Origin of the sequence: Streptomyces sp. NPDC005181 (assembly GCF_040608395.1) — a bacterium.
Lineage (GTDB): Bacteria > Actinomycetota > Actinomycetes > Streptomycetales > Streptomycetaceae > Streptomyces.
In genome coordinates this window covers 1-10,928 of the sequence record NZ_JBEXID010000142.1, presented here as the reverse complement: position 1 = coordinate 10,928, position 10,928 = coordinate 1, and the positions used below count along the sequence as shown (strand labels likewise).

The 10,928-nt window shown below is 67.9% G+C and carries 9 protein-coding genes and 1 pseudogene; 6 read left to right on the top strand and 4 right to left on the bottom strand.

Features of this window, described 5'->3' with window-relative positions; all coding sequences use genetic code 11:
* Positions 1-376 precede the first annotated feature (376 nt).
* Positions 377-841 (top strand): SRPBCC family protein, encoded by a 465-nt coding sequence (locus ABZV38_RS37590; protein ID WP_356333095.1) that lies wholly within the window; start codon positions 377-379, stop codon positions 839-841.
* Between the two features lie 189 nt (positions 842-1,030).
* Here ABZV38_RS37590 and ABZV38_RS37585 read toward each other — a convergent pair whose 3' ends face one another.
* Together ABZV38_RS37585 and ABZV38_RS37580 are read right to left on the bottom strand one after the other, a co-directional pair.
* Complete coding sequence (locus tag ABZV38_RS37585; RefSeq protein ID WP_356333094.1) at positions 1,031-1,345, bottom strand: DUF664 domain-containing protein; 315 nt, start codon at positions 1,343-1,345, stop codon at positions 1,031-1,033.
* On the bottom strand, positions 1,245-1,658 hold the full coding sequence (locus tag ABZV38_RS37580; protein ID WP_356333092.1) for an organic hydroperoxide resistance protein: 414 nt from the start codon (positions 1,656-1,658) through the stop codon (positions 1,245-1,247). Before ABZV38_RS37580 ends, ABZV38_RS37585 begins: the two co-directional genes overlap by 101 nt.
* A 115-nt stretch (positions 1,659-1,773) precedes the next feature.
* Between ABZV38_RS37580 and ABZV38_RS37575 the strand changes: the two genes are divergently transcribed.
* Complete coding sequence (locus ABZV38_RS37575; RefSeq protein WP_356333090.1) at positions 1,774-2,289, top strand: MarR family transcriptional regulator; 516 nt, start codon at positions 1,774-1,776, stop codon at positions 2,287-2,289.
* Positions 2,290-2,957: 668 nt separating this feature from the next.
* On the top strand, positions 2,958-3,140 hold the full coding sequence (locus ABZV38_RS37570) for a DUF6381 family protein (protein WP_356333088.1): 183 nt from the start codon (positions 2,958-2,960) through the stop codon (positions 3,138-3,140).
* Positions 3,141-3,319: 179 nt separating this feature from the next.
* Here the strand turns inward: ABZV38_RS37570 and ABZV38_RS37565 are convergent.
* A pseudogene (locus ABZV38_RS37565) lies at positions 3,320-3,427 on the bottom strand (Hsp70 family protein); the annotation flags it as partial.
* A 1,320-nt stretch (positions 3,428-4,747) separates the two neighbouring features.
* Here ABZV38_RS37565 and ABZV38_RS37560 point away from each other — a divergent pair.
* Entirely contained in the window at positions 4,748-6,208 is a 1,461-nt protein-coding gene (locus ABZV38_RS37560; RefSeq protein ID WP_356333086.1) for an ABC transporter substrate-binding protein, read from the top strand.
* 635 nt (positions 6,209-6,843) lie between these two features.
* On the top strand, positions 6,844-7,695 hold the full coding sequence (locus ABZV38_RS37555) for an aldehyde dehydrogenase family protein (protein WP_356333084.1): 852 nt from the start codon (positions 6,844-6,846) through the stop codon (positions 7,693-7,695).
* A 299-nt stretch (positions 7,696-7,994) separates the two neighbouring features.
* Here ABZV38_RS37555 and ABZV38_RS37550 read toward each other — a convergent pair whose 3' ends face one another.
* Positions 7,995-9,029 (bottom strand): alcohol dehydrogenase catalytic domain-containing protein, encoded by a 1,035-nt coding sequence (locus ABZV38_RS37550; RefSeq protein ID WP_356333082.1) that lies wholly within the window; start codon positions 9,027-9,029, stop codon positions 7,995-7,997.
* A gap of 337 nt (positions 9,030-9,366) precedes the next feature.
* Here ABZV38_RS37550 and ABZV38_RS37545 point away from each other — a divergent pair, with 337 nt between their 5' ends.
* A complete protein-coding gene (locus ABZV38_RS37545; RefSeq protein ID WP_356333080.1) occupies positions 9,367-10,266 on the top strand; it encodes a helix-turn-helix transcriptional regulator in 900 nt (299 codons plus the stop codon).
* Positions 10,267-10,928: the final 662 nt, after the last annotated feature.

The window sequence follows — 10,928 nt, the reverse complement described above, 5'->3', positions numbered from 1 at the left end:
GGCATTTTCAGCCCGTGCCGCTAGCCGCAACGCGCTGACCAGCATCGATCCCCGACCTGACCCACCGAAACCCCGCCGAACTGTGGAAGCCGGGCTTGAGGAGCCCATTGTTTGAGACCTTCGGCGAACCAGAACGCGGCGAGCGCAGCCACCTCCAGCAAGGTGAGCAAGACTGCCGCGCCAAGGTCCACGGCCCGCATAAGCATGTTCACCATGCTCCGTGAGCGGACCGCTTCGAGCCTGAGTACGGCTACTCAAACCCGGATGGCACACGCTCAAGGTCCGATGACACGGAACAGCAACCGGCCGGTGCGAGGGCACCCCGGTGCACTGCTGCGGCAGGCGGCTGCCGGACCTCAGTGGTTCCATGGGATCCATGACCAACAGAACAGTCGTCGTCGAGCGTCGCATCGCCGCAGCCCAGGGGTCCGTGTGGGAAGCCCTCACCGACCTCAGGGGCATGGAGCAGGTGCTCAGCAGCGTATCGAAGGCCGAGGTTCTCACAGACGGAGCCTTCGACGTTGGCACGCGGTGGCGCGAGACCCGGCGCATGTTCGGAAAGGACGCCACCGAGGAGATGTGGGTGACCGCGAGCGAGCCGCCCAAGCGCTATGTGGCGGAGGCCGAATCCCACGGCACCCACTACGTCTCGGAGTGGGCACTGCGGGCGGACGGCCCGGCCACCACGACGGTCCGCATGACGTTCACGGCCGTGCCGCGCAGCGGGGTCACGGGCCTGCTCGCCAAGGTCCTGGGCGGCGTGGGCGCACGGGCCGTGAGCAAGGCGGTCGCGAAGGACCTTGCCGACGTCGCCACAGCGGTAGAGGGCCGCAGCAGCTGACCCTCCACTTGCCTGACGGACCCCGGGACCGATCACAGGAGGCAGCCGTCAGGAGCTGTCCGTTCTCGGGTTCGTGCTCACGTTCTGTGGACGCCGATTCCGCGGAACTTGAGCCAGAGCCCCAACTCGCATTCGTAGTCACCCGCGCCACTTCCCGAAACACCTATGGCCGGACCGTGCGAGAAAGGCTCAGTCACCCGTTGCCCCGAAGAACCGCTCCCGTAGGAAGTCGGGGTGGCCGTTGTGGCGGGCGTACTCCTGGACCATCAACACGTAGACCCCAGCGCAGGCTGAGCGAATCTCCACGCGAGGACATGAATGTCTCGTCAAGGTCGTACCCGGCCGCCGCCGCGTCGCACGGTTCGCTGACTCCTGGCGTCGGCCCGTCGCCGCCCGGAGTCTGCTACTCGATGACGAGCTCGACCGGGATGTTGCCGCGGGTCGCGTTGGAGTAGGGGCAGACCTGGTGGGCCTGCTCGACCAGCTTGCGCCCGGTGGCCTCATCGACGGTCTCGGGCAGCTCCACGCGCAGCGTGACCGCGAGGCCGAAACCCTCACCCTGCTTGCCGATGCCGACCTCGCCGGTCACGGCGGCGTCGCTGACGTCGATCTTGGCCTGCCGGCCGACGAGGCCCAGGGCGCTGGCGAAGCAAGCGGCGTAACCGGCGGCGAACAGCTGCTCCGGGTTCGTGCCCTGGCCACTGCCGCCCATCTCCACAGGGACGGCCAGCTGCAGATCCAGCTTGCCGTCGGGGGTGATGGCGCGACCCTCGCGACCGTGGGTGGCGGTGGCAACGGCGGTGTAGAGCGCTTCCATGAAAACCATTCCTCTCGAAAGTCATGCTCCGGCGGCGCTGTCCGGCCGCTTCCCTTCCAGGAAAGCACACAATTGAGTTGTGTTCAATTGAGTGGTACGCGGCTACACTGCATCCATGACCGCCATGCCCAGCCCGAGCCGCGAGGACCCGTCCGAGGCCGACTACCTCCGCCTCGACCAGCAGATCTGCTTTTCCCTGAACGCCGCGTCACGCGCCTTCGGCAGCGTCTACCGCGTGCTCCTCAAGGACCTCGGGCTCACCTATCCCCAGTACCTGGTGATGCTGGCGCTCTGGGAGCACGGCGAGCTGCCGGTGAAAAAGCTGGGAGAGCACCTGCGGCTCGACTCCGGAACGCTGTCGCCGCTGCTGAAGCGGCTGGAGGCGGCCGGCCTCGTACGGCGCGAGCGCAGCGCCCAGGACGAGCGCTCGGTGCACATCCACCTCACGGACGAGGGCACGGCACTGCGCGAGCGGGCGCTGGTCGTGCCGCGCCGGATCGCTGCGGCAACCGGCTTCGAGCTCGACGAGATCACCGATCTGCAGGCCCGCCTCGACCGACTCACGGCAGCGCTGGACGCGGCGGCATTGGACGAGAACCTGACCTGCGCCGACGGGGTGTTCGAGAAGTAGCGTCGTTCTCCGAGAAGGCGGGCAGAACCTCTCGAACACGCGCCATGGACTGTCCGACGGGCATGGCCGGAAACCCGTAGCGGCGTCAGACCGGCGCTCCAGGCGTATCGGTCACGAGCGGAGCAAGCCGGTGAGCATCAAGCTGACACGCTCTCGGCGGGCAACCACACCCTGTACGTCCGCAGCATCGACAAGGCCGACGCCCCCTCGAACCCGCGCCGGGCCACGACCGTGTCCGGGCGTCCTGCCCTGGCGCCGGCGCATTGAACGCACACTGGGTCGGCTGGGGCGGCCGGATGGACGGCGAGGCCTCGAGCAGCGCGGTCATGCGACGGCGAGCACGGGCTCCGGGCTGCGACTGCGCCGAGGTCGACTCAGGGCGCTCATGCCGGCTCCTCCGGGACTCCTGTGGTGCAGGGGGTGGTCCGATCTCATGCGGCCGTACGGCCGCAGCGTCCAGCGCCGACGCACAGGCATAGCCGTTTGTACTCCTCAATCCGCATGCGTGGGAAGCCGCTCTCCACCGGCCTCGCGCGGGCATTCGAGCCCTCATGTGCACACCGGGGGCCTGCATGGATAACGGTGGGTGAGCCTTCGAGATGCGCGGGTGCAGGCGCGCTGTTTCGCTGGTGTGGCCCGCTCTTCCCCGATGACACCAAGGAGTGATCATGAGCGCTGCAGGCGAGTCCAATGCCCGCGCCCAGCAACTGCGCCAGAAGGCACAGGAGATGGAACAGGCCGCGGAGCGTATCTCTGACCCGCAGGAGCGTCAGCGGCTGAAGGACAAGGCCCGCCAGCTCAAGGAGCAGAGCAAGCAGGCGAGCAGCGGGGACATCGACCCCATGGTGTAACAGCCCTGCACAAGCGCCGGCCGGTGGCTGCCCCCGCGACCTTCTTGGCGCGCGCGAGGCCACCGGCCGGTCATGTGTGCGGCGCCAAACCGACAACACACCTCCGCTCTGCGCGCGTTCCCGCGGCGGCCGGTCGCCTCTATCCGGCCGCCTCCAGCGGCTCCGCTCTCGGACTGCATGTCGCCGTTGGCCGCCTTCGACTCCACCAGGCACTGGCCGATCTCCAGCAGTGACGGGTCAGACGTGCCGCCACCGAGGTCGAACACGAGGATCGGCTGGTCGTTCTCATACCTCCCAGCCCCACCCCGGCGCCGGCCCGGACCTGGCCCGCAACCCGGGCCCTTGCCAGGTCCTGTGTCCGCACCAGGCGATCCGGGGCCCGCGCCACCGACACCGCCGCAACCGTCGCGGAGGCGGTCGGCCACTTCATGACCGCCTTCGCCTTCCCGCCGTTCGGCAAAGAGATCACGAGAGGCGAGGTCCGGTCCATCGGTCTCACTGCTGTCTCGCGGTGGGGCCTCGCGGTCAGCTTGGACATGGAGACGACTGGTTCCTTGGTCGCCCTCACCCTCATCGCATCCGCGACCGTGCCGATATATCTGATATGCGAGATTCATGTCGTCCTTTTCGACGCCCCGGATCTCGTCGTACCGCCGCACATGCGCTCCGACTTGGGAGCACTGGCCGCCCGCAGGGCACATCGGTCAAACAGCCGTCGGGGTTCCCTGATGCTCCGCATTACCACCGGCCTGTTCCCATGGGGCAATGCGGGCCCCGAACCGCTACTGATCCGCAAAGAGCAGGTGGTCCGACGACTGGAGAGCCCGACCTCCCTGCCAGTCGGCCTCGGCGGCGCATGCCCATCAGCGAGCTCCAGCTCCAACGTGGCTACCGGGCGCCGGCTACGCCGACGGTGTTCGAGGAGCCTGACGTAGACGGGCAACCGTTCAGCGAGAATTGGCTCATCCGTTGCGTAAACCGACTTGAACGACTTCTCAGGCAACGGCATCGTGCGAAGAGTCGTTGATCGCCGGGTCATGGGCTGGCAGCCCCTCCTTGTGTCTCCAGTAGTTGGTGAGGTACGCAGGGAGGCCTTTGTCCACGTGCTCCGTCGGTCCGTCCTGACCGGCGGTGGGGAGCGCCGGGAACGCTTCGAGGACGTTGGGCAGGTCCGTGTGGCAGGGGTGGCCGGCTGCGAACTCGGCGACGAGGTACGTGGCGTCGGGACCGCGGGGTCGGTGAGCGGGGCGTTGTCGTAGATGATGTTCCCGGCGATGCGTTCGGGACAACTACGGGTCCGGCCTGACCGTGTCCTGGGCGACAAGGGCTACAGCTTCCGGACCATCCGGACCTGGCTCACGCGGCGGGGCATCGGCCACACCACCCCGACCGCACCGACCAGGTCCGCAACCGGCGGTTCCTGATCAATCCCGGCCGCGCGGGGAGCCCCGCGCGGTCGACAGAAAGCACGAGGCAGTTCTGTGAACATACGCAAACGGTGGATAAGCGCTCCCATCGGGGCCGGTCTCGCTGTGGCCCTGCTGGGCGGCTGCAGCAGCCTGACCGAAGGAGGCTCCTCCGAGCCCGGTGACTCGATCGTCGTGGGCATGTCCGACGACGTCCTGGCCGCGGATCCGGCCTCGGGCTACGACCCTGGGTCCTGGTTGCTGTTCAACAATGTTTTCCAGTCCCTGCTCAGCTTTCCCCGAGGGGGCTCGACACCCCAGCCGGAAGCGGCGAAGTCCTGCGCGTTCGAGAGCGGCAACAGGACCTACCGGTGCACGCTCCGCGACGGCCTGACCTTCAGCAACGGCAACAGCCTCACCTCCGAGGACGTCAAGTACTCCTTCGAGCGGGCGATCAGGATCGACGACCCCGCCGGCCCCGCGCCGCTGCTCTCCACGATCGCAAAGATCACCACTCCGGACGCGCGAACGGTCGTCTTCCAGCTCAAGGTTCCCGACGCCACCTTCCCCAGCAAGATCGCCTCGGGCGCCGGCTCCATCGTGGACCACAGCGAGTACCCGGCGGACAGCCTGCGCAAGGATGGCAAGGCCGTCGGGTCGGGGCCCTACAAGCTGAAGTCCCTCGACAAGTCGAAGGCCGTCTTCTCGGTCAACTCCGGCTATCGGGGCACAGCGCGGGTGAAGAACTCGGGCATCACCCTCGTTTTCTTCCGCGGCGACCAGACGAAGCTGGCGTCCGCGCTGCAGAAGGGCCACATCGATGTCGCCTACCGCGGTCTGACCGCGCGGGACATCTCCCAATTGGAGGATTCCAGCGCCGCGGCCGACAAGGGCATCAAGGTCGTCGAAGGAACCAGCGCCGAGGTGCAGCACCTCGTCTTCAACATGAAGGACCCGGTGGTCGGACAGCTCCCCGTGCGCAAGGCCATCGCGTACCTGCTGAATCGTGACGCCCTCGTCAGCGAGGTCTACCACTCCACGGCCACTCCGCTGTACTCGATCGTCCCGGCCGGTATCACGGCCCACAACACCGCGTTCTTCGACATGTACGGCGGGAGCCCGCAGCCGGCCAAGGCCGAACAGGCGCTGCGTAGCGCGGGTATCACCGGCAAGGTGAAGCTCACGCTGTGGTCCACGCCGAGCCGCTACGGCCCCGCCACCGACGACGAGTTCCGGGCGATTGCCAAACAGCTCAACGCGAGTGGACTGGTCGACGCGGAGGTCAAGTCCCTGCCCATTGACCAGTACGAGAGACGGATCGCGGCCGGCGAGCTCGGCGTCTACGTGAAGGGCTGGGTCCCGGACTACCCCGACCCGGACAACTTCACCCAGCCGTTCTTCGGCAAGGACAACGTCCTGCAGAACAGCTATGTGAACGACGACATCACCAGCCGGATCATCCCCGACACCGCCGCCCGGGGCGACCGGGGCGCCACCGCGAAGGCCTTCGGTGAGCTCCAGGACAACGTGGCCGAGGATCTGCCGATCCTGCCGCTGTGGCAGGGCAAGCAGTACGCGGTGGCACACGACAACATCTCCGGCCTGGAGTGGACCCTGGACGCCTCGACCGTCTTCCGCTTCTGGGAGATCAGCAGGTACTAGGTGTTCCGTCCACGGAGATTGGTCACAAGGCTTCACGGCTGATTGACCTCGACATGGGTGAGGGCCTTCTGGCCTGGTGCGGATTGCGACACCTGCGCAGCTATCCGTACCAAGCCCCCTCGTTGATCTGCCTGATGGTCAGTGCGATCGACGAGGGGGAACACCTTGGAACTGCGGCATGAACTGATCGAGGGTCGGGCCGAGGTGCCCCGGGTGGGGCCGTTGCCCCTGCTCGGGGCGTCCACCCTCCGTACGTCGTCGTGAACGCGTACGACGACGAGGGCTCTGGTGATCGCCTGCCTCTTTAGGGCTCGCGAGAGGCTCGGCGCCGCAGCCGATCACGGAACTCAGCCGCGTACAACTACGGCAAACAGGGCCTCCTGGCACTCGGTGAGACTCAACTCCCTCCGAATCGCCACGAGGCCCTGTCCTCATGCACGGGCAGCACCGAGATCATCCGATCAGGCTCCCCGTTCGAGCCCTAAGCTCGGCTGTCGGCATGCATACGACTTCTCAGGCCTTGCCGATGCCATTGAGGAACGTATCCACGACCATGTCGGCCGCCCGTGGAGGCTCCACCTCCGGGAACCGGTGGGCGATGCTGTCCACCAGCTGATCGAGGACCGCCCTGACCCATGCCGGTCGACGTCGGCGCGCAAGTAGCCTTCGTCGGCTGCTCGCTGGAGGAAGTCGTCGAGTCGCCGGCTTTGCTCCTGACGCCGACCGTGGGCGTCAGGATCCGCCTTCATCATGCGGCGCGTATCGACGGGCCACTCACGGCTGACGGGAATGATCCCCTCCACGTAGCGGTGCAGCGCGACCGCCACTGGCGCCTCCATGAGCCGTGCCTCGTCGAGGACTCGTTCAGCGGAGTCGAGTTTCGCTTGGAAGACGGCATCCGGCGTTACAGCGAGCTGCGTGAGACCCGCGCCGACGAGATCGCTGCGGCCATCTCCGCGGAGAACGGTTCAGCGGGCTGGTTCACCAAGGTCGGCCAGCCGTTCCTGACCCGCCAGGTCAACGCTTATCTCAAGGCGGCCGAGGAGCTCGGCTGGGAGGAGGTCGTCCAGCCTTCGGATCCTTCGGTTGCTTTCGACACCATCGTCAGGCGTGAGGCGATCGGTGTGGTCGCCGCGGTCATCCCGTGGAATTCGCCCTTCTCGGCAGCGACGGCGAAGCTGACCCCGGCCCTGCTGGCCGGGAACACCGTGGTACTCAAGGTCTCCCCGGACGACGACGAGGACGACGCCGTCCGCGTCGCCAACGACTCCGACTACGGCCTGTCGGGAGGCATCTGGACGTCCAACGCCGAACGCGCCCTGGACATCGCCCGCAAGCTCCGCACCGGAACCATCACCCTGAACGGCTCGCCCATCAGCTTCGACGGCCCGTTCGGCGGCTACAAGGCGAGCGGGATAGGCCGTGAGTACGGCAAGGTCGGCCTCACCGGCTACGTCGAGCACAAGACGATCACCCGCCACCGGTGACCGCCGATGGCCGGGCCTGGAAGTCGCGTCGCCAGTCCCGGGCCCGGCCGACTCCCCCGAGGGCTGTTGCGCGCCGTCGCACAGGCGAAGGCCATGTCCGCGGAGGCGCAGGTGACGTGCGGCGCGGACGGCGGGCGGCCCGGGGGTGAGGGTGTACGCGAGGCCGCAGTCGAGGAGTTCGAGGTCCCGGCCCACCCAACGGGTCGACGGCGCCTCCGGTGAGCTGGTGAAGACGGGCGGACGGGCCAGGAGCACCGGACAGGGGGCGGCGCGCCCGGGGTGCCGGTGGGTGGATGCGGTCAGGGCCTGACGAGGGTTTTGAGGGCCTCGCGGTCGTTCATGAGGCGGTAGCCCTCCGCGATCTCCTCAAGGCCGACGGTGCGGTCGAAGACCCGGCCGGGGTGGATCTCGCCGCTGATGATGTGCGGCATGAGGTCTTCCATATAGGCGCGGGCGGGGGCGACACCGCCGGTGAGGGTGATGTTGCGCAGGAACTCGGGGAAACCGAAGGGGACACCGGGGTACTGCGGAACTCCGACGCGGCTGATGACGCCGCCGTTACGGACCACGCCGACGCCTTGGACGAGCGCGTCCTCGAGGCCGACGCATTCCAGCACCCGCTCCGTACCGAAGCCGCCGGTCAGCTCGCGCACGGCGGCGACGCCGTCCTCGCCGCGATCGGCGACCACGTCGGTGGCGCCGAAGTCGCGGCCCAGGTCGGTGCGCTGGGTGTGGCGGCCCATGAGGATGATCCGCTCGGCGCCCAGCAACTTCGCCGAGATCACCGCGGACAGGCCGACCGCGCCGTCACCGATCACGGTCACGCTGTCGCCGGGCTTGACCCCGGCGGTGCGGGCGGCGTGGTAGCCGGTGCACAGCACATCGGAGAGGGTCAGCAGATCCGGCAGCAGCTCGGAGTCCTCGGCGACCGGGAGTTTGACGAGCGTGCCGTCGGCGTAGGGGACGCGGGCGGCCTGGCCCTGGCCACCGTCGACTCCGCCCACACCCCACTGGCCCCCGTGAGTGCAGGACGTCTGCAGGCCCTGGCGGCAGTAAGCGCAGGTGTTGTCGGCGTAGGTGAACGGGACGACGACCACGTCACCGCGCCGAACACGGGTCACCTCCGTGCCGGTCTCCTCGACCACGCCGAGGAACTCGTGGCCCATGTGGCGGGGATCGTCGGTGAGCGGCTGGGACTTGTACGGCCACAGATCGCTGCCGCAGACGCAGGCCAGAACGATGCGGATGACCGCATCCGTGGGGTTCTGGATCTTCGGGTCGTCCACGTCCTCGACGCGTACGTCGCCGGCCTGGTATAGGAGTGTCGCGCGCATGGCGGGGTGCCTTTCCTTCGGTGCTTTCGTGGTGCTGGGTCAGCGGGTGCTGCTGCGCGGTGTGGATCGCGTCACCCGGGTGCGCTTCGACCACCGCGCTCCTCCGCAGGCCGCCCATCGTCAGGGGGCCGGCCGAGGTTCCATGGTTCCCCGACGCGGCCTCTTGACAGGGGCTGCGTCGGGGCGGTGGAACGGATCCGGGTCCATCGCTTCTCCACCGTGCCTCGTACGTCGGCGACGCGGCAGGCCGCGCTGTTCCAGGGAGCGGCCAGCGGGGGTGTGTCAGGGCCCCCCTCGCCCGCAGCGCGCGCGTCGTGCGCGGGCCAGACTGGTGTGCATGGCACCTGAGCGGCAGCACGACGGCAGCGGTACGGAACTGGGGCGCTTTCTGCGCGCCCGGCGCACTCAGGTGACCCCGGCCGAGGTCGGCTTCGCCCCGGGGGCGGGCGTGCGCCGCACCCCGGGGCTGCGCCGGGAGGAGGTCGCTGCACTGGCCGGAGTGAGCATCGACTACTACACCCGGCTCGAGCGCGGCAAGGAGACCCGCCCCAGCCCGGCCGTCATCGACGCTCTCGCCCGCGCCCTCAAACTGGACCAGGACGAGCACGGCCACCTGCACGACCTGGCTGCTCGCGCGGCCCGGCGCGCACCCGAGCCTCCGGCCGCACCCAGTCGGACCGTGAGCCACCAGGTCAAGCTGCTGCTGGAGACTCTGCGCCCGAACCCCGCCTATGTCTCCAGCCGAACCCTCGACCTGCTCGCCGGCAACCCCGGCGCGCTCGCGCTGTACGCCGGCATCGAAGACTGGCCGGGCAAACAACGCAACATCGCCCGCTACCTCTTCCTCCATCCGGCAGCACGCGACATCTACGCCGACTGGGGCACCCAGATCCGCGGATGCGTCGCCCGCCTGCGCGCCCTGGCCGGAACCGATCCCGATGCCCCCGACCTGGCCGGCCTTGTCGGCGAGCTCCTCCTCAAAAGCCCCGATTTCGCCAAGCTGTGGGAACGCTACGAAGTCACGAGACGCACCCACGCGCAGAAGAAGACCTTTCATCACCCCGACGTCGGCACGATCACCCTCGCTTTTCAGGGCATGCAGCTGGAGGGCACCCCCGGCCATCGGCTGGGCGTGTACGTCGCCGAACCCGGCACCGCCGACCACGACGCCATGACACTGCTGGACATGACAACCCCCCGGCCCGCAGGGAAGCCGGCCGCGCATAGGGAGCACTGACACCCCGCTGCCCCGCAGCATCCGTACTTTTTCGCTTCACTGCTGAGGACATCCGCCGCCCGCACCACAGCCCAGCCTCTGACGGTGTTTCCGTCGTACCGATGCCCTGAGACATATCGGCACGGCGACCCGGCGGTGTGACACGTGGCCTCGGCCGAGTGTCGCCGTTGATCATCGGCTGCTGCTGCCCAAGTTGCCTTGGACAGCCCGAAGTCGGCCCCAACCTACCGATTCTGTGCTGTGAACCAACGGATCGCGACGATGGCGAGTCCCACGACGGCGATGATCGTGACAGCTGCGGCAATCTTGGCGCCCAGGTCCATTGCTCCGAACACGTGAGTCTCCCCTGTCGATTGACTGCAGTTGCCTGCAGATACGCGCTCGCGGTATCGCGTGGGATGACCATGGCATGCCGTCCGGCGTTCGTGGCATCCAAGGCGAAACCTTGAGGAACTTCTGAGCTCGGCCTCTCCACATACGCCGTCGTGCGACACGCATCGCCGAGCCACCGTCGCAAGTGACGCGCCGTCCTGTCATACGGTCCATGTGCCCGCATCGGCTGCGAGTTCTAGTGTTCTGCGCCGGGAATTCGATCAAGATATGAAGCGAGGCGTTGAAGGATCTCGTCGGCGTCCTTCGTCCAGACGAAGGGCTTCGGGTTG